This is a genomic window from Bacillus cereus group sp. BfR-BA-01316 (assembly GCF_022664195.1).
Classification (GTDB): Bacteria; Bacillota; Bacilli; order Bacillales; family Bacillaceae_G; genus Bacillus_A.
On record NZ_JAKUGX010000049.1, the window covers coordinates 1 to 18,560 of the forward strand.

Genomic DNA, 18,560 nt, shown 5'->3' on the forward strand with positions numbered 1-18,560 from the left:
ATAACTATAAACGGTTCCAAAAACGACTCAACCATCGAGCTCCGATAGAATATCGAGTCTCGATGGCTGCTTAGTCTTTTTAATACTGTCTACTTGACAGGGATAAGACCATCATATAGGGCCTTTTTAATTTGGGAAGGAAAAGTTACATTTCGATGCACAGAGATTTCTAAATAGAGAATTTCTTTATCTGTGATGGCAAAATTGAATGGGCACCTATAAATTTATTTATTCCACTCCACTTTCTAAAATACAGAAAGATCCATTATTACAATCAATTTCTGCCATTGCGCCGTAAGGCAAAATAAACTTCGGTTCGGTATGGCCGAAATTTAAATTATAAAGAATTGGCAAATCTTCTAAATTATTTTCCTTCATAATCTTAAGTATTGCATGTTTATATTCTTCATAATATTTTTCGTCTTTCGGTTTACCAAAGATAATCCCCTTTGTTTTTTGCAGAATGCCTTGTGCTGCATAATTTCGTAACCAATACTTTATGTAATTTGGTTCTGGATGTTCTTCAGATGTTTCAAAGAAAAGGATACTATTCTCCCAAGTTTTTTTCTCAGGCCAAAGTTCTGTTCCTTTTACAAATTCCAGCACTTCAATACAACCACCAATTAAACGCCCTTGTACAGTGGTAGAGCCTTGAAGTAACTCATATCCATTGTTCTGCTGCATTGTTCGTTTTTGATCCTTATTTACCTCTATCCATTCTAAACGCTCACTCGTCCATTCATGAGCTGGTTGAATTTCGCCAATAATCTCATTTGAAAAGAGAGTTCGATTCACAGTTTCAATCGTATATGGATCCATCTCCACATTTTCGGCAAAATCGGTTAAAATAGCTGGACCGTAAAAAGAGGAAATTCCTGCTTTATGACAAAACAAATGTGAAACGGTATCGTCAGAGTAACCCATAAAGATTTTCGGGTTTTCGCGTATAATATTAAAATCAATATAAGGTAGTAAACGGATACTATCTTCTCCGCCAATATTCGTAATAATTGCTTTAACACGAGTATCTTTAAAGGCTGTCATTAAATCCTCCGCACGAGCTTGTGGATTATTATAAAGATATTCGCTACCTTTTAAACTATTTGCCATAGGGACAACTTTAAGGCCGAATACCTCTTCTAATCTCTTTACTCCTTGCTCATAACGCCATCTTAGATTAGCATCACCTGCTCCTCCCCAAGAAGCACTTACTGTTGCGACAACATCTCCTGGCTGTAATCTTTGTGGTTTCATTAACATATTAATTCCGCTCCTACATAATGTAATTAACTACGACTATACAAACCGTAGAGTTGAAGAACATAGTACATGACATTTAATTTCGCCACCATTAACAAATACACCTGCAGTTATTTATGAATCTAACACTATTGCTGAATATAGGAATAAAATACAATAAATCTTTTTATCAAACTTTATATTTAAAAGTTACAGTATGCATCATTGCATGAGAAAGATGGTTGCTATTTCTCACAACCTGTAACTATAATAGTTGCAGGTTGGTCGTATCCAATCAAACAAATAAAATCATCAAGAATGGAGATGTTACATAATGGGTATGAAAAAAATAATTTTAGCAGGTGCTTTAGGAATTGCAGCATTATCAGGAACGAATTTACCAGGATTAGAAATAACAAAAGCGAGTGCTGCTTCTATTGAATCGAATTTCTCTACGTTAGAAGGACGAGTAGTAGAAGTGAATAATGGTGTGATTGTTGTGAAATCTAAGCAATATGAGGAACCTGTTAGCGTGTATATTGATTCGCTTTCAAATGTGAAAGTAGGAGACGAAGTAAAAGCTACTGGATCTATGATGCGTAATTTTACGGAATATATGATTGCGACTACAGTTGAAAATACAACAAACAAGTTAGGTATGCACATGAAAGAAGATGGCTCACCTGATTATGTGATTGGGGAAGTGTCAAAAGTAGCAACGGTGGAAGATGAGGTAGCAGGTTCTACTAAATATGTTGTAGTTCAGTATCCATCAGTAAATGGGAAGAAAGCTATTATTGAAGTGTACTTAACGAAGGGACAAGTATTTAATACGGGAGAGAAAGTAAAAATTGATATGAAGTATGTAGGTTGGGGCGGAATTTCTATTAACTACAACACAACGGATCATATTGAAAAAGTTCATGAAGTAAAGAACAACATTGAAAATAATGAGGATGTATGGATCTGGTCTTAATAAAGCGAGTATAAGTCGTTATTTGCAATTTACTCCAAACAATAAATGTAAAAACTAAATGTATCATGCAGTACCCATCAAATTATCATGTGTATGACAATTTGATGGGTATTTTTTGTTTTGTGTTTTTTTTGAGAATAAGGGATTTTCGATTAGAATATGATGTTTAAATCGGAGCGAGTTTAAAAAATACAATAATGAAAGAGGTGTTTATATATGGAGCGAGATGAGAATTATTTACGAGCTAAAAAAAGGGTGGAGAATTTAAAAGCGTTTTACATTCATTTAACGGTCTATATACTAGTTAATCTGATGCTTTTTTTAATAAATGTAAGCTCTGATTCAAGTAAATTATGGTTTTTATATCCACTTGGAGGTTGGGGGATCGGTATCGTTATACACGGTTTGACAACTTTTCCATTTGGGATATTCGGAAAAGAGTGGGAAGAACGAAAGATTAAAGAATATATGGAGAAAGATAAGTAAATTTATTTCTGGAATGTATGAATATAAAAAATAGCAAGTTTCTTTTAGAACATAGCATGTTTATAAAAACTAAACTTAAATCTGCTGGAGAAGAATCCATTTTGATCAAACTTTATTTCGAATCTACATTAATAAGTGTGGGGAGACAGAATGTAGAAGCCAATTAAGAGGATATCAGTTGGAATTAGTGATGATAGTAATAGAAATCTACAAGCTGAAATAGTAATCAATGCCGAGGTATAAGCGGGTATAAAATTTCATATAAATCTCTGTGATCAAATGCTTGATGCGAAGTCTATTCTATGGCTTCGCCTATTTGTTTTTTATTCGAAGTTTGTGCGAGTGAGTGTTCATATTCATTTTTAAGCGTGAATTGCGTGTGAAATCAAAACTTTATTTGTAGTACATAATAAATACAGTTGTTTTACTTTTTTAATTACATGTGGATATAGGATAAAGTTGATTTATCATCCTATATTAAAATAAAAACAAACCACTGTTCGATTTGAATATTCCACGATATAATGGTGAGAGTTTATGACAGAATAAATATTTACATAAGAAGTGAGGTACTGTATGAAAAAAAGAACGACAGACATTATTTTTATTATTATTGGTGCATTTCTTTTTGCGTTAGGTGTGAATTTGTTTGTTATTCCGAACGAGTTTGGTGAAGGCGGAGTAACGGGTATCACGATTATTACCTACTATTTATTTGAATGGTCACCAGGCTTAGTCAACTTAATTTTAAATGCGATTTTGCTAATAGTCGGTTATAAATTCTTAAATAAGATCACAACGATTTATACGATTATTGCTGTAGTTACTAACTCGCTGTTCCTTCATTTGACAGAAGGCTGGACGATTGCTTCAGATGAAATGCTCGTAAATGCCATTTTCGGTGGAATATTTATCGGGTGTGGTATTGGTCTAATCATTCGTGTAGGTGGAACGACAGCAGGGACTACCATCTTAGCGAGGATGACCCATAAGTACTTAGGCTGGAGTATTAGCTACGGTCTACTGTTCTTCGATTTAATCGTTGCGTTTTCATCTTATTTCATCATTGGTGCAGAAAAACTGATGCTGACAATTATTATGTTATATGTAGGAACGAAAGTAATGGAATTTGTAATTGAAGGTTTGAATCCGAAGAAGGCCATTACGATTATTTCTGATAACCCGAATGAAATTGCCCAAAAGGTGACTACTTTAATGGGCAGAGGGGTTACTGTGTATTCAGGTCATGGCTATTACACAAAAACTCCGAAGGAAATTCTTTATATTGTTATTAATAAGCAAGAAGTAGTGAAGCTAAAGCGGATTGTTCAAACTACGGATCCGGCTGCTTTCATCGCTATCCACGATGTTCGTGATGTGTTCGGAGAAGGATTTGTTGATATTTCTAAGGCTTAATAATAGTTAGGAATTGTTTTTTGTTAAAATAATCTTAATACTAAAATGTGAGAATCTATTTTGAATAATCTTTTTTCAAAATAGATTCTTTTTATTTATTAACTTTTATACGAAACGACTGTTTCATAGCATTTTGTTTTTTCTTGCAAAAAATCCAATTGTTTCTTAATGTAAGGATGTAGAAGGATGAACGAGAGAGGGTTTAATGAAGATGATACATATTTTATTAGCTGATGATGATAAGCATATTAGAGAGTTATTACATTACCATTTACAAAAAGAGGGGTTTAAAGTTTTTGAGGCTGAAGATGGAAAGGTAGCTCAAGGCGTATTAGAGAAAGAAAATATTCACCTTGCGATAGTGGATATTATGATGCCGTTTATTGATGGCTATACGTTATGTGAAGAAATTCGGAAGTATCATGATATACCTGTTATTTTATTAACTGCAAAAGATCAGTTAGTTGATAAAGAAAAAGGATTTATTTCTGGTACGGACGATTATATTGTAAAACCGTTTGAGCCAGCTGAAGTGATATTCCGTATGAAAGCTTTATTGCGCCGTTATCAAATGCTTAGCGCTGACATAATAACGCTACACGGAACAACAATTGATCGTAAAGGTGTTGAAGTAAAGTGTAACGGTCAGACGATTTTGCTTCCATTAAAGGAATTTGAATTATTATCACAACTTGCTAGTTATCCTGGAAGAACATTTTCAAGAGAAGAATTAATTGAGTTAGTGTGGGGAATGGACTTTGAAGGGGATGAACGAACAGTTGACGTTCATGTGAAGAGACTAAGAGATCGTTTCTCAAAACGAACTGATGATTTTCAAATTACAACAGTGCGCGGACTCGGTTATAAGTTGGAGTTGAAGTAAGATGAAATCATTATATTCTAGATTTGTTTTTATGACGGTTGGTATTATGCTACTTAGTAGTATAATCGGTTTTTTATTAACAAATGTGTACTATCAAGTGAAGTTAAAACCGTATAATAGTGAAAAGATTTTAATGTATGCTGAGGAAGTAAAATCATTATATGAAAAGCAGAGTGAAGAAAATAAAGAGGCATACTTACAATCTATTGCGAAGTTAGGATATGAAATTTATATTGTAGATGACCAAAAGAATGGAAAGCGTATCGGCAATGCGTTCCGTAAGATAAAGATTAGTGATGATACAGTTCATAAAGTATTGCAAGGTGAAACGTTTAATGGTGTTTCCACATATCCAACTCGTCTCTTTATTACAGGATTTTTTGATAATGAATTAATTAATAGCGTCGGTGTGCCGCTAAAACACGGCGATAAACAGTACGCTTTATTTATTCGTCCTGACATTCAGCAGCAATTTGGTGAGATGAGAATTTTCTTGGCCGTATTACTTGGTTTTATCGTTTTATTAAGTATTATTTTTATAGCGATTGCAGCAGGGTATATTGTGCGTCCTATTCGAACAATTACGAAAGCTACCAAAAAGATTGCAAGTGGTGAATATGATATCGAATTAGATGAAAATCGAAAAGATGAAATCGGTACGCTAGCAACTAATTTTCAAAAGATGACGAAAAGTATTAAAGAATTAGATCAAATGAGACAAGAGTTCGTTTCGAACGTTTCTCATGAATTTCAATCGCCGCTTTCTTCGATACAAGGGTTCTCGAAAACATTACAGTCGGAGAATATGAGCGAAGATGAAAGAAAACATTATTTAAAAATTATTGAGGGCGAAAGTAAGCGAATGTCTAGTTTATGTAAACAGTTACTTACGCTAGCTTCTTTAGATAAAGAAGAGAAAGTTCTACAAATTAAAGAGTTTCACTTACAAAAGCAAATTAAGGACGTCATTTTTATGCTCGAATGGAAATGGCGTGAGAAAGATATAGCCGTTGAATTTGATGTGCCAGACATCGTCATAAAAGGTGATGAAAACTTACTTCATCAAGTATGGAGTAATATTTTTACGAATAGCATTAAGTTTTCAAACGATGGTGGGACAATTGAATTTGTTGTAGAAGAATTAGAATCCAGTATTGTCATTTCTATATCAGATAACGGAATTGGTATGGAAAAAGAAGAAATGGATCGTATATTTGATCGTTTTTACAAAGTAGACACAGCTAGGGCAAGAAACGTAGAAGGAAGCGGCTTAGGATTATCTATCGTGCAGAAAATCGTTGAACTACATAAAGGGACAGTTTCAGTGTTTAGCACGAAAGGGGAAGGGACGACTGTTCGGGTTGAGCTTCCGAAATAAATGAAAAATAAGACAATTTCACAATGGAAATTGTCTTATTTTTTGTTATAAAGCCGCACCTTTCCCGCTCTCTTCCTTAAACCGAAGCCCAAAAGTATCCGCTGTAATTTCATCAGCTTTCGGCAATGAACGTAATTTCGGATGAAGTAGCCATACGAGAGAAATAAATAAAATCCCGATGCTAGCGAGTGCGAAAATGAGTTGGCTACTAAATACATTTGCAGTATATCCACCAATTAAAGAACCAAACGGCATAGCAATTGTGCCCATACTTCGCATGACTGAGTTAATGCGTCCAAGATATTGATTTGGAATTGCAATTTGGCTGATTGTCGCAAATAATATGTTGGTGGCACCAATTGGAATCCAAGCTAGGCCGAATAAGAAAATAGACAGCCATTGAAACGGTACGATCGTAGAGAGAAACCAAAAGAGAGCGCCAGCCGCAAAGCTAATAATGGAGACACGGCCAACATTACGTTTACCAACCCATGAACTGAATAATGCTCCAATGAGACTACCGGCGGATATAGCGGCTAAAAAGAAACCGTATAGTTTTACGCCCCCTAAAGAGTCTGCAAAAGAAGGGAGTATTGCCATTGTCATACCGATAGAAAAATTAGCAACAACTGAACCGATTAAGAAAACGCCCATTAAAGAACGGAAGACGATTGAAAAGCCTTCTTTTAATTCAGAGAAATATTGCTTAGTGGAAAGTGATGTGCCTGTTTCGGTTTGCTTTGGCATTTTTAATGAAAAGAACAAAAGGGCAGTAATCGCGAATGTAAAGGAGTCAATCACATATAAAGTAATTGCGCCAAGTAGTGCTACTAATATTCCTGAAAGAGTTGTGCAAATTAAATCAATACCTTGATACGCAAATGAGAAGAGTGAATTTCCTTTTAATAATTGTGTTTTATTCAGTAGAAGTGGTAAAGCTTTTGACTGTGCGGGATAGGCAAATTGTTCGATAAAGGCTACGATTGGCATAATGATGAGTAGTAGTTGAACTGTTAATAGATCGAAGTAGTGTGTAATAGGAATGATTAAAATAAGAATGCATTGCAGGACTTGTGTGATTACGAGGGTGTATTTTATTGACCATCTATCAACGAATGGACCAGTAAGAAATTGAAGTGCAGAAGGTAATAACGTAAGAAAACCAGCCAATCCAGAATAAAAAGGATTACCACTCAGTTTATATACGAGCCACATCGCTGCTACATAATACAAACTATCTCCTATGTTTGTAAAAATTCTCCCTAAAAATAATAAGAGGAAATTCCGGTTTTTTAATACGTCCACTTTATCTACTCCTTTATAATAAATTTATTCGGTAAAATAAATTTGACCGTTGGTGTAAAAAAAATCGTATTACGATTTTTTTGTAAATGAAATTATATCGACGTTTCGACATGAAATATCGGCTTAACGACAAACAACGACGAGTTTATTTTTCTTCTTTTTTAACAAATCGCTGCATTGCTCGCTCGTCGATTTGTAGTGCAGTAGTAGAAATGTAATAAGATTTACTATTTGGATCTTTATCCGCGTCTTTTGTTATCTCATCTAATTGGTACATCAATTCATAAAACTTTTTCACCCACACTTGAAATTGTTCTGGAGTAGCTTCAAACTCCCACATGGATGAAACATAATTCCACTCAGCAGGGTCTTCACTTACTTTTCGTAATGTAAAAGCTTCTTCAGGTGCAGAGAGAATATGAAGTTTCGTTCTTTCCGTCATTTGTAAAAAGATTTGGCGACCTGATTCGCTTAATATTTCTAAATGAGGTAATAGTTCTGCGGCAGGGGTAAAGCCTTTAGCGACAGATTGATAAAACTTTTGAACGATGCCATTCTTTTCTTCTGTATATACGATTTCTATAAGGCCATTCTTCTCTAATTCTTTTAAATGATAATGAATTTTCGCCCTTGAAATGCCGAATTTCTCAGATAGCAGTTGTCCTGTATAAGGACGTTCGCATAGACGTATCATCATTTCGACACGTAGTGGGTCGCTTATTGCTTTTAGTTGGCTATAAGTAGTTAGTGTTAACATGGGCTTCAAAATGATCAACTCCTTAAATGAAATTACTCGGTCAAGATTATTTGACTGAATTGTATCAAGGATTTTAATTATTTTCAATACTTTCTGAAAATTTAATCTTTCCTCTGTAATCTTCTGTTCATATTCCGTTCATAATTCTTTTTTATGATAAGTGCATAGAAAGTAAGAGGAAGGAGCGAGCGAAATGTTTTTAGCTCTGCGTGAATTAAAACAATCAAAATTAAGATATGGATTAATCGGACTTATTATGGTGTTATTATCATTTTTAGTCCTTGTAATTTCAGGATTAGCAAATGGATTATCATATGATAATGCTTCATCGATTCAAAATATGGAGGCAAATAAGTTTGTATTAGCAGATGATGCGGAAAATAAATTACTTCGTTCACAAATTAAGAAAGAAGATGTAGATAACGTAGTAAATCAAGCAGGCGAGAAAGAGGCAGTTCCGTTTCGTGTGAAAGTTTCAACTTATGAAAAGAAAGATAGTTCGAAAAAAGTTGATGTTGCTATTTTCTCAAGTGAACGTGATTCATTTTTAGAACCGAAAATTGTAAAAGGTGAGAAATTAGGTACAGCAAACAACGAAATGGTTGCTGATGAATCAATTAAAGAAAAAGGAATCGATATTGGGGATACAATTATTGATCCTGTTTCAAAGAAAGAATTTAAAATCGTTGGATTTACGAAAGATCAAATGTTTAGCCATACACCAGTCGTTTATGTAAATGAAGACGTATGGGGCTCTATCTCTCAACCAAATCAAAAAGATTATAGTGCAATTGCGCTTAATACAGATAAAGAAATTAAAAATGCACATGTTATCGACAAAAAAGAAGTATTACAAAGTATTCCAGGATTTAAAGAAGAGCAAGGAACATTAACGATGATCATTGCGTTCTTACTTGTTATCGCTGCGTTACTAATCGGTGTATTCTTCTACGTAATTACGTTGCAAAAAACACAGCAATTAGGTGTACTAAAAGCAATTGGTACGAAAAATTCTTATTTAGCAAATAGCTTAGTCGTGCAGGCATTATTCTTATCAGTTGTTGCGATGGTAATCAGTATTGTTCTTGTACAAGGATTAGAACAAATTTTACCAGCGGGTATGCCGTTCTTATTAACAACACCGATGATTGCACAATATGCAGTAATCTTTATCGTAATTAGTATTTTAGGAACACTTATTTCGTTATATCAAGTATTAAAAGTTGATGCATTAGAAGCAATTGGAGGCGGGATGTAATGACTTCATTATTAAAATTAGACAAAGTAAGTAAAGTGTACGGAGAAGGGAATACTGAAGTAACAGCCCTTCATCCGATGTCGCTTGATGTGAAAGCTGGAGAGTTTATCGGAATCGTCGGTCCTTCTGGATCAGGGAAAAGTACATTATTATCAATCGCGGGTGCATTACTATCACCTTCAAAAGGGGATATTTACATTCGTGAGCAAAATATTACGCAGTTATCAGAAAAGGAAATGACAGATATTCGTTTGAAAAAAATCGGCTTCATTTTCCAGTTTGCAAATCTTGTTCCGTATTTAAATGTAAAAGAACAATTACTTTACATTGCAAAGTTAAAAAAAGACAGCAAACAAGAGTCTGAAAAACGTGCGGATCATTTATTAGCGGCATTTGGATTAGGAGAAAGAAAAAATCATTATCCAAATCAACTATCTGGTGGGGAAAAACAAAGGGTAGCAATCGCTCGTGCTTTCATGAACAACCCAGATTTAATATTAGCTGATGAACCAACTGCAAGCTTAGATTCAAAACGTGCACGTGAAGTTGTTGAAATGATGAAACGTGAAGTGAAAGAAAGCCAAAAAGCAGCAATTATGATTACACATGATGAAAGAATGCTTGATGTATGTGATCGTATATTGACGCTTAGAGACGGACAGTTAATATAAAATTGCAACAACGAAAAAGGACAACAGTACATATAAGCGCTGTTGTCCTTTTTATTAATAATTTAAGATAGTTATAATAGCATTATTTTGAGAAAAACATTTTAATTTTATTGCGCGTTAATAATAAAAGTCCACCTATAATTGATAACATTCCTAGAGGCACGTTACTTGATTGCTCACTACCAGCGTTAGGAAGTTCTCTAGCATTGTTTTTCGTTTGAGCATTCGTAGTACCAGTACTAGCTGGCGTTTGTTTAGACAATTCGTTTACTTGTGTGTCTACATTTTGCTTCGTTGTATGTAACTCAGCTAATTTGTCGTCAATTTTTTTCTCAGTATGTTTAAAATCATTTATTTTAATATCTAAGTCTTGTTTTTTCTTTGTTAAATCGTCTGAAACAGTTTGTTTCGCTTGTTTGATTTCGTTCAATTTATTTATTAAGTCCTGTCTAGCTTCTTGTAACTCAGCAAGTTTGTTTTTCACATCTTGTTTAGCTAGTTCTAAGTTAGATGAAAGACTATCTAAATTTTGTTTAATTTTCTTAAGTTCCTCTAACGTGTTCCCGGTATTCGGCTTATTTTCTTTAATTTCAGCAAGTTTGTCCTCTGCAGTTTGTTTCGCTTTCTTTAACTCAGCTAATGTTTCATCTACATGTTTTTTAACCTGCTTAATTTCATTAACCTTCTGATCGATGTTCTCTTTATGCTGCTTAATTTCATTAACCTTTTCATCAACAGTTTGTTTATGCTCTTTAATCTCATTAACCTTTTCATCAACAGTTTGCTTATGCTCTTTAATTTCAGCAACTTTTTCATCTACTTGCTTTTTATGCTCTTTAATTTCAGCGATTTTCTCATCGGCAATTTGTTTGTCTTGCTGAAGTTTTGCATCTAACTCTTGTTTATGTTGTTTAATCTCGCCGATTTTTTCGTCAGCAACTTGTTTATGCTGCTGCAGTTCATTCGCTTTTTCATCGACAGTTTGCTTAACTTGGTTAAGTTCATGTAACGTTTGATCCACATTTTCTTTGTGTTGCTGCAATTTCGCATCTAACTCTTGTCTATGTTGCTTAATTTCAGCTAATCGATCTCCCGTACTTTGCCCAGCAGGAGCATCATTTACTTCTGCATGAGTAGGGGTAGATCCCGCAATCATCGCTAAAGCTAGTGTAGACGCAGCGATTGTTTGTTTTGTTTTCATATTTTTGTACCTCTTTCCTATGAATGACCTCTATTGTGTAAAATTGAGCATATAAAAGTAGATTATTATATCATTATATACCATCTGCGACGCCCAGAGGAATTATTTTCATAATAATCTATGACTACTATTAAACTTTCTTTTTTAGCTATGGAGTAGGGGGCTAAAAGACATCAACGTACGGAAGATAGACCTTCAGCAATATGAACAATTTCTTTTATAGTAGGGTTTACTTTCTCACTATCGTTAATAATAAATAAATAATCTGCCTCATTTTCTATTGGATCCACTACATCTTCATGTAGAGATTCAGCCTGTTGCCGAACGAGTACTTCTTCAAAATTGGAATATCTACCTCTAAATATATTTGTATTTCGTTCACTACGAGTCACTCTCTTATAAAGAACGTCATCTGGAATATCAAAATGAACTAATATACGTACATATTCTTCGGTCTTAAACAATTCATTTAGCAAATACATTCTTCCATTTCGGCTTCTATTTGAGTTGCAAATAATAAGGTGTGAATTTGTATGCTCTTTTGCATAGTCAACAATGAACTTTGAAAGACCGTGCTTCAATGTATTCGGTCCTTTTGTTGGCTGCAATTTTTCATAATACGTGTTAATAAATTCAGCGTGGTTATCTTGATCCATAATGAAAGAGTTATGTAACTCTTTTTCTAGCGCTTTTGCAAATGTAGTTTTTCCGCTGTGTGTTTTTCCTACTGTAATGATGACTAATCTTTTCATGACGGCCTCCGTTAATATTCCTTTTATAGAGTATTAAATAGGAATATTCTGTCTGAACTAAAATATTCCTTCTAGAAAACAAACAAATTGTTGAAATGACAGGGAATGTATCGATATAAATCGTTTAAAAGGTAAGCGTCAAATCTTCCCCACCTACAATTTGTAAATAACCCATGAGATAATCTCCTTACATACTACATGTGGAGGTTTTTCTATGAAAAAACAGCCCTATATTCAGTTGCAGAGCTAATGTTCGAGTGATAAAAATGGAGAATGTAAAATATAGCGAAACGAAAAATCTACGTCTTTTTATATCTTTTTTAATTATTTGCACCAGAACCCAATAAACCCTTAAATAAAGTCAATTAAGTTGACTTTATTTAAGGGTTTATTGTACTATGCACAATATAGTCAATCAAGTTGAGACGCGGTTGCAGTATGAAGGAGGTTTTCAAATGAAAGTGGAAGTGTGGTCAGACATTGCTTGTCCATTCTGTTATATTGGGAAACGTCGTATCGAAGCAGGACTTGAGCACTTTGTCCATAAAGATCAAGTACAAATTGTTTACAAAAGCTTTCAACTGAATGAAAGCGCGAAGAAAGATACGGAGTATGATGCGTACGATGCGCTTTCCGCCAGATCTGGAATGAGCCGGGAAGCGGCAAAGGAGATACACGAGAGGCTTGCCAAACAGGCTGAAGCAGAGGGCTTGGACCTTAGATTTGATACGCTTCAGCTGACAAATACGTTAGACGCTCACCGTCTGCTTCACTTTGCGGCGCAGCATGGCAAAAATAATGAGGTAGCCGAGCTGTTGTTCAAAGTTTATTTTACCGAATGCAAGCATGTTGGCCGTCATGAAACGTTGATTACGATTGCCACCGAAGCAGGGCTTGATCCGAAAGCTACAGAGGAGATGCTGGCAAGCGATCAGTTCACCGATGAAGTGCGGGCGGATCATCTCGAGGGCATTCGTTTGGGGGTAAGTGGCGTACCGTTTTACGTCATCGATCGCAAATATGCTGTTTCCGGCGCGCAGCCGGCGAATGTGTTTCTCGAAGCACTTGAGAAAACATGGGCCGAATCACAGTCATCAACTGTGCTGAACCCCACTTCAGTCGAAGCGGATCCAGTTTGTGAGAATGGCGTTTGCAAGAACGAGTAGTGTGCAGGACAATGGATCTTTTTTCAACGAGAGGGAAAATTATTGTTCTGACCGAACGTGGTTGTTGCGGCCCGCCCAGGTTCGCGTAAAACTTGGAAGGTTATTTCGTCTGCATGAAGGATAGTTCGAGTAAGTAGATGTTCATGCATTCTTTCATACAAAGCACCATGACAGCACGAACAACCCTGTTCCTCATTTGGTAAACGATATTCAATCGTTTCAACTGGAAGGTTTTGGACAGACGCATCCCTATGACCGCTGAAAATGCACTAAACTATGGATTGGTCGATAAAATACTGGCGCGCCAGCCATAAGGAGTGCGGAAATATGGAGCATGAGACGAAGAGTGTTTATTCTGTAGAGTACGAAATGGCTAAAGTTATATTTTATAAAAAGGTTTTAGCTTTTAGTTTTGATGATGCGAAAAGCCAAGTTCGTCAGCAATATCCTGATGTGAATATTCGGGCAGTTGCGATTATGGATAATTTGAAAGTTGAAGAGAAAGGGTTATAACTTGACAAAAAAATATAAATATGCTATAATTTACCAAACGTAAAATTAGTTGTATAATAGGGTTCTCCTGGCCAGGGGGACCCTATTTTTGTTGCGAAAATGAAGGAGTGTATGTCCATGAAACAAGGTGAAGCAAGTGTAACGTCGTTAGTATCAGCTTTCGGAAGGGCGTATCATAGTGAATTTGATAATCCTAAAATCTTTGATGATTATGTAGCTAAAGATTTAATTTCACAAAAAGAGCGTAACAATATTGAAATGAATATGGTTCAAGGGATACATTTTTTCAATAAAGACATTGCAGAGCGGTTTCAAGATAATCAAAAAGAAATATTAAAATGGATTACGCAAGTTCAGTTATCACCAACACCTTTAGCACGTGCAGCATATTGCGAAAGAGTATTACTACATGAAATTACACTAGGCGCAAAACAATACGCCATACTTGGTGCAGGCTTAGACACGTTCAGTTTTAGACACCGAGAATTAGAAAATAAAATAGAAATATTTGAAATTGATCACCCTGCTACGCAACAGTTTAAGAAGAGAAGAAGCAGAGCTTGAAATTCCAAATAACCTTCATTTTGTTGCAATGGATTTTACGAAAGGATTTTCCTATGAACAGTTACGCAATGAAGGCTTTGAAAATACAAAGACTTTCTTTAGTCTTTTAGGTGTTACGTATTATTTAACGAAAGAGGAATTTTCCAGTTTAATAGAATATTTATTCGAGTTGGTTCCGGTAGGGAGTTCCATCGTTTTCGATTATCCTGATGAAAACTTATTTACGGAAAAAGGACTGTCCAATCGAGTTGAAAACATGGTGAAAATGGCTGCGGTAGGCGGTGAACCGATGAAATCGTGTTTCTCTTACGGAGAAATGGAAGCACTGTTAGAGAAGTCCGGTTTACTCATTTATGAGCACTTATCACCAGAGGACATTAATAAATTATATTTTGAGGGACGAAACGATTATTTAGAAGCTTTTGAGACGGTGTATTATGTTCATGCGGTGAAGAAGTAGATAATTATTAGTGTGGATTTGGAATAAAGTCACGATGTTTTAAAAAAGACGCGATGTTTTGAATAAAGTTTCGACTTTTCTAAAAAAGATGAACCGAAATATCTTAATAAAGAAGAGGTTTTGTTTTTTTATTGTACACATGGAGCAGTTTACTTTAATAGTTAGATTAAAATAAACTGTGATATGATTAGTATTGGATTTATTAATAAGGGGGTTTTTAAATGACGCCAGAACAAATTGTTAGAAAATTTTTTGAAGAAGTACGTTCAGGGAATAATCCTGACTATTCAAATCAATTAATGGCAGAAAAAGTATTGGCACATCAAATTGTATCTGAAGAAGAACAAACAGTTTACAGAACGCCTAGAGATTATGCTGAACATGTAAGAGAGATGATTGAAGTATATGGTAATTTTTCTTTAGAAATTCAAGAATTTTTAGTACAAGGAAGTAAAGTATATGTACGTTGGAAACAAGTAGGTATACACCTAGGAGAAATCGATGGATATCAACCTACAGGACTCCCAATAATTCAAATGGCAAGTGCGGTGTATAGAATAGAAGATGGGAAAATTTCAGAGTATTGGATTCAAATTGATAGGTCAGGAATTCAAAATCAATTAGAGTGCAATAAAAATATTCAGTAGTTAATTTTTAAGAGTAATAGAAAAATAAAAGCACTAAAAAAACCTGTTAACAACATCTTGTTAAGCGGAGTGCTTCTGTTGAATAAGGGGTACAAAACGATTACACTTTTTTCTAAAAGAATCATTCAAATTATCACAAGAAGAGCATGTTTTGATCGATCTTTTTTAAAATACGCTCTTTTCTTTTGTTCGTTTATTCAGGTTAATGTCATTATTTCGATTAAACTTTATTTTAAAGCTACAATTAGGCATGGGGAGAAATCTCTGTGTCTCTTTTTTATGGAAAAAGGAAATGAGATGTAGTGATGGAAAGTATAATGATATGTATATTACTACATGGTTTAAATCTATATTTCATCTAAATGTATTAGTTATTTGTATCACCACTTAAAGCTCCAATAATTCAATTAAATATTAATCACTGTTTTGTGGAAACTAAAGGAAAGGAGAAATAAAAGATGTTGAAATTACAAGGAAAATACAATGAAGCGAAAGTGTTTACTACTAATGTCGAAGAAACTACAGCAGGTCAAATTATTCCAATTAATATGAGAGACGGTTCAATTATTGCATTTGGTAAAGGAAATGCAGATTGGAACTTTTCTGGACCACATGGAGCGGAGTGTATTATGAGCCGTAAGAAGGCTAAAGAAGTACTTAACTTAGAGGATTTTCAAAATACAATGACAGCGGTTTGGACTACATCTGTTGCAGAAAGCACTTTAGATGAAGCCCAATGGTTTATAAGCCAATGAATGAAATTGTTGAGAATACAAAAGAAACAATCGATATCAAACATATTATTAAGCCAATTTACAATTTTAAAGCGAACTAAAAGAGGAGTAACGTTTATTGTAATGAGATATAGTGCTGGAAAGTATTGAGTATATTGCTATTGGAAGTAGGGGGATTGTGAAGAATAATTTAAATGTTTATATAGGGGTAGTTGCACATCGCTATCAAGCTAAGCTCATACAACGTCAATTATAGTAGAGGTTATTTCTTCTTTTCTAAAGGCTACATATAGGGAATTTAAAGATTTTCATACGAAATAAACCCTAACGGGTTTCATTTTTTTGAATTAAGCCGCTTGATTATCAGACATGGTACAATTGTAAATGACACCTAATATATCAAAGACTGTTTTCTTCTCATAACGATGTGATTTTCGCCCGTTTTGCTGTAGGAGGTTGAACAGGCGAATTAGAATCTTTGATAGCTCTTGGGTGTCTTTTTGTATAGCTTGGAAAAGAAGAAGAAAGTAATCTTTAATCATGTATATGGCCTTATATTCACTCAGTTCTCGTTTCTTTTTCATAAGAAGTAATTGCCGCATTTGAAACATGGTAGAAGAACAGAGTAGAATAGCAATCAGTTCCCATACAAATGGCATTCCAATCGTTCTCGTTTTATCTTTTTACAATGATGAATATGGAAGAATGATTTCCACGTTTTAAATAAAATCTCGATTTGCCAACGTAAAGAATACCAATCATGTACTTGTCCCATCGGGACAACATCTATAGGGGTATTTGTCATATATACATTGATACCGCTAAGTCGTTTACTACGAGAAGAATACTTCATTCTTTTCTTTTTTTCTCTTCTCTTACAGTTTGATCTTGTAATCGTTTTTTTTGTTGTTCTTTTGTTAGTCGATGAACAATCACACGAGTTGGGACTTTATCAGTCATTCCTACATAAGCGTTGGATATTTCGCATGTTTGTCCTGGCTGAAGAGAGTTCATTAAAACCTCCATATCTATCTGGATATACTCTGTACCTTTCTTGATTCTGCCATCTTGAAAATAATCAGGTTTAGGATTTTTTTGATAAATACGTGTATTCGATTTGATACGTGAGATATAATAAGCCTTTTTATCTTGTATATGTTGAAGATCTCTCAAATGAAAATAACCTAAATCTCGGATACATAAATCATTCGCTGTTACAGTTGGGGCACACAGGGAACCATAGGTTCGATCATGTTGTTTACCTGGACCTGTATGAATATGAAGGAATTGTCCACTTAGCAGATCATATTCAAGCTGAATTTTCACCCCCGCTGTATGGCTGCATCCTCCTGCGCCTGGATAAACGAATGAAAAGGAATCTGGGAGTTGAAATGCAGTTGAATCTAAAATACGAATACGCTTGAAAACAGAAGTATGGGGAGAAGAAATCGGTATAGATGAGGCTAATTTTTGGTTTAGTAGTTCAGCTAGTATATGTTTTAAAAATTGGACAGCTGCTTGGTTAAATCGTTGATTCAGTCCTTCAGGACTGATAAGTACTTCTGTTGATGCCTCTAAACAGCTAGATAACTGCGTTAAAGACGTCGTAGCGACATTTTGGTTCATCCATACACATAAAGCGACTAAATCTTTTGCTTGGTACTTACTGGTTCGTTGCACAAAACCAACATCTCTAGCAAGAGTTCGTAAGATATTTGGAGATAAAAAGCTTTGAATTTCTTGAGCAAATAGTTGTAATTCATCAGATACAGAAATAGACATACAAAAACGCCATCCTTTCCTATGAGTCTACAGAAAGAATAGCGTATTTTTTCATTTTAGGGGGTATTTTTTTTATTAGGTTGATAGCGATGGGGTAGTTGCACACATCCATCAACTTAAGGATTTAGACTATTCTTGAAGTTAAAAGCACGTTACTATTCTCTTATGTTAATAAGAAAGGGTGACGTGCTTTTTATGAATATGCATCAAAAACAAGAGTTGTCTTTATTTGCCGAAGAGTTATATCGCTATATGTCTCCTGCTACACTTAATCAATTAGCTATAGAAGCAGGCGGAATGAAACGAAAACGTAAGTGCCATGGGCACCATTTTTTATCTTTGTGTGTATGGTTAAATCAACAAATCGCTACT

General features: G+C 34.8%; 15 protein-coding genes and 5 pseudogenes. 13 read left to right on the top strand and 7 right to left on the bottom strand.

What is annotated here, in order from left to right:
• Window positions 1-228: 228 nt before the first annotated feature.
• Window positions 229-1,260 carry a S66 family peptidase gene (locus MR071_RS23875; RefSeq protein ID WP_242238149.1) on the bottom strand — a complete coding sequence of 344 codons (1,032 nt, stop codon included), beginning with the start codon at window positions 1,258-1,260 and terminating at the stop codon, window positions 229-231.
• Between the two features lie 313 nt (window positions 1,261-1,573).
• On the opposite strand from MR071_RS23875, the gene MR071_RS23880 reads away from it, so the two are divergent.
• The 5 genes from MR071_RS23880 (at window position 1,574) to MR071_RS23900 (ending at window position 6,378) form a co-directional block, all read left to right on the top strand.
• A complete protein-coding gene (locus MR071_RS23880; protein WP_242238150.1) occupies window positions 1,574-2,215 on the top strand; it encodes a hypothetical protein in 642 nt (213 codons plus the stop codon).
• Window positions 2,216-2,431: 216 nt separating this feature from the next.
• Window positions 2,432-2,701: a 2TM domain-containing protein gene (locus MR071_RS23885; protein WP_105588107.1), complete on the top strand. Its 270-nt coding sequence runs from the start codon at window positions 2,432-2,434 to the stop codon at window positions 2,699-2,701.
• 576 nt (window positions 2,702-3,277) lie between these two features.
• A complete protein-coding gene (locus MR071_RS23890; RefSeq protein ID WP_105588108.1) occupies window positions 3,278-4,117 on the top strand; it encodes a YitT family protein in 840 nt (279 codons plus the stop codon).
• A 205-nt stretch (window positions 4,118-4,322) separates the two neighbouring features.
• Window positions 4,323-5,000 carry a response regulator transcription factor gene (locus MR071_RS23895; protein ID WP_105588109.1) on the top strand — a complete coding sequence of 226 codons (678 nt, stop codon included), beginning with the start codon at window positions 4,323-4,325 and terminating at the stop codon, window positions 4,998-5,000.
• A 1-nt stretch (window position 5,001) separates the two neighbouring features.
• Window positions 5,002-6,378, top strand: coding sequence for a sensor histidine kinase (locus tag MR071_RS23900; RefSeq protein ID WP_105588110.1), 1,377 nt, complete (start codon window positions 5,002-5,004; stop codon window positions 6,376-6,378).
• A 45-nt stretch (window positions 6,379-6,423) separates the two neighbouring features.
• Here the strand turns inward: MR071_RS23900 and MR071_RS23905 are convergent, their stop codons facing one another.
• Both MR071_RS23905 and MR071_RS23910 read right to left on the bottom strand, forming a co-directional pair.
• Window positions 6,424-7,683 (bottom strand): MFS transporter, encoded by a 1,260-nt coding sequence (locus MR071_RS23905; RefSeq protein ID WP_105588111.1) that lies wholly within the window; start codon window positions 7,681-7,683, stop codon window positions 6,424-6,426.
• A 145-nt stretch (window positions 7,684-7,828) separates the two neighbouring features.
• On the bottom strand, window positions 7,829-8,449 hold the full coding sequence (locus tag MR071_RS23910; RefSeq protein WP_105588112.1) for an ArsR/SmtB family transcription factor: 621 nt from the start codon (window positions 8,447-8,449) through the stop codon (window positions 7,829-7,831).
• Between the two features lie 184 nt (window positions 8,450-8,633).
• On the opposite strand from MR071_RS23910, the gene MR071_RS23915 reads away from it, so the two are divergent.
• Together MR071_RS23915 and MR071_RS23920 are read left to right on the top strand one after the other, a co-directional pair.
• On the top strand, window positions 8,634-9,698 hold the full coding sequence (locus tag MR071_RS23915) for an ABC transporter permease (protein WP_105588113.1): 1,065 nt from the start codon (window positions 8,634-8,636) through the stop codon (window positions 9,696-9,698).
• Window positions 9,698-10,369, top strand: a complete 672-nt coding sequence (locus MR071_RS23920; protein WP_105588114.1) for an ABC transporter ATP-binding protein — start codon at window positions 9,698-9,700, stop codon at window positions 10,367-10,369. The genes MR071_RS23915 and MR071_RS23920 overlap by 1 nt, the downstream gene beginning before the upstream one ends.
• A gap of 82 nt (window positions 10,370-10,451) precedes the next feature.
• Here MR071_RS23920 and MR071_RS23925 read toward each other — a convergent pair whose 3' ends face one another.
• Both MR071_RS23925 and MR071_RS23930 read right to left on the bottom strand, forming a co-directional pair.
• A complete protein-coding gene (locus tag MR071_RS23925) occupies window positions 10,452-11,570 on the bottom strand; it encodes an LPXTG cell wall anchor domain-containing protein (RefSeq protein ID WP_242238151.1) in 1,119 nt (372 codons plus the stop codon).
• Window positions 11,571-11,743: 173 nt separating this feature from the next.
• Window positions 11,744-12,322, bottom strand: a complete 579-nt coding sequence (locus tag MR071_RS23930; RefSeq protein WP_242238152.1) for an AAA family ATPase — start codon at window positions 12,320-12,322, stop codon at window positions 11,744-11,746.
• Between the two features lie 455 nt (window positions 12,323-12,777).
• Between MR071_RS23930 and MR071_RS23935 the strand changes: the two genes are divergently transcribed.
• Window positions 12,778-13,488, top strand: coding sequence for a DsbA family oxidoreductase (locus MR071_RS23935; protein ID WP_242238153.1), 711 nt, complete (start codon window positions 12,778-12,780; stop codon window positions 13,486-13,488).
• Window positions 13,489-13,547: 59 nt separating this feature from the next.
• Here the strand turns inward: MR071_RS23935 and MR071_RS25970 are convergent.
• Window positions 13,548-13,745: pseudogene (locus MR071_RS25970) on the bottom strand (hypothetical protein); the annotation flags it as partial.
• 70 nt (window positions 13,746-13,815) lie between these two features.
• On the opposite strand from MR071_RS25970, the gene MR071_RS23945 reads away from it, so the two are divergent.
• From MR071_RS23945 to MR071_RS23960, 4 genes and pseudogenes are all read left to right on the top strand, one after another.
• Window positions 13,816-14,001, top strand: coding sequence for a hypothetical protein (locus MR071_RS23945; protein WP_242238154.1), 186 nt, complete (start codon window positions 13,816-13,818; stop codon window positions 13,999-14,001).
• Between the two features lie 117 nt (window positions 14,002-14,118).
• Window positions 14,119-15,025: pseudogene (locus MR071_RS23950) on the top strand (class I SAM-dependent methyltransferase).
• Window positions 15,026-15,246: 221 nt separating this feature from the next.
• Window positions 15,247-15,672, top strand: a complete 426-nt coding sequence (locus tag MR071_RS23955; RefSeq protein ID WP_105588119.1) for an ester cyclase — start codon at window positions 15,247-15,249, stop codon at window positions 15,670-15,672.
• Between the two features lie 533 nt (window positions 15,673-16,205).
• Window positions 16,206-16,507, top strand: a pseudogene (locus MR071_RS23960) (RtcB family protein); the annotation flags it as partial.
• A 246-nt stretch (window positions 16,508-16,753) separates the two neighbouring features.
• On the opposite strand, the pseudogene MR071_RS23965 reads toward MR071_RS23960, so the two are convergent.
• Window positions 16,754-18,188: pseudogene (locus MR071_RS23965) on the bottom strand (IS4 family transposase).
• A 195-nt stretch (window positions 18,189-18,383) separates the two neighbouring features.
• Here MR071_RS23965 and MR071_RS23970 point away from each other — a divergent pair.
• Window positions 18,384-18,560: pseudogene (locus MR071_RS23970) on the top strand (IS4 family transposase); the annotation flags it as partial.

Excerpts from the sequence above, each read along its gene's own strand:
- MR071_RS23930 (WP_242238152.1), bottom strand. The coding sequence starts at position 12,322 with ATGAAAAGATTAGTCATCATTACAGTAGGAAAAACACACAGCGGAAAA.
- MR071_RS23935 (WP_242238153.1), top strand. The coding sequence starts at position 12,778 with ATGAAAGTGGAAGTGTGGTCAGACATTGCTTGTCCATTCTGTTATATT.
- MR071_RS23880 (WP_242238150.1), top strand. The coding sequence starts at position 1,574 with ATGGGTATGAAAAAAATAATTTTAGCAGGTGCTTTAGGAATTGCAGCA.
- MR071_RS23895 (WP_105588109.1), top strand. The coding sequence starts at position 4,323 with ATGAAGATGATACATATTTTATTAGCTGATGATGATAAGCATATTAGA.
- MR071_RS23915 (WP_105588113.1), top strand. The coding sequence starts at position 8,634 with ATGTTTTTAGCTCTGCGTGAATTAAAACAATCAAAATTAAGATATGGA.
- MR071_RS23945 (WP_242238154.1), top strand. The coding sequence starts at position 13,816 with ATGGAGCATGAGACGAAGAGTGTTTATTCTGTAGAGTACGAAATGGCT.
- MR071_RS23890 (WP_105588108.1), top strand. The coding sequence starts at position 3,278 with ATGAAAAAAAGAACGACAGACATTATTTTTATTATTATTGGTGCATTT.
- MR071_RS23900 (WP_105588110.1), top strand. The coding sequence starts at position 5,002 with ATGAAATCATTATATTCTAGATTTGTTTTTATGACGGTTGGTATTATG.
- MR071_RS23920 (WP_105588114.1), top strand. The coding sequence starts at position 9,698 with ATGACTTCATTATTAAAATTAGACAAAGTAAGTAAAGTGTACGGAGAA.
- MR071_RS23885 (WP_105588107.1), top strand. The coding sequence starts at position 2,432 with ATGGAGCGAGATGAGAATTATTTACGAGCTAAAAAAAGGGTGGAGAAT.
- MR071_RS23875 (WP_242238149.1), bottom strand. The coding sequence starts at position 1,260 with ATGTTAATGAAACCACAAAGATTACAGCCAGGAGATGTTGTCGCAACA.
- MR071_RS23925 (WP_242238151.1), bottom strand. The coding sequence starts at position 11,570 with ATGAAAACAAAACAAACAATCGCTGCGTCTACACTAGCTTTAGCGATG.
- MR071_RS23955 (WP_105588119.1), top strand. The coding sequence starts at position 15,247 with ATGACGCCAGAACAAATTGTTAGAAAATTTTTTGAAGAAGTACGTTCA.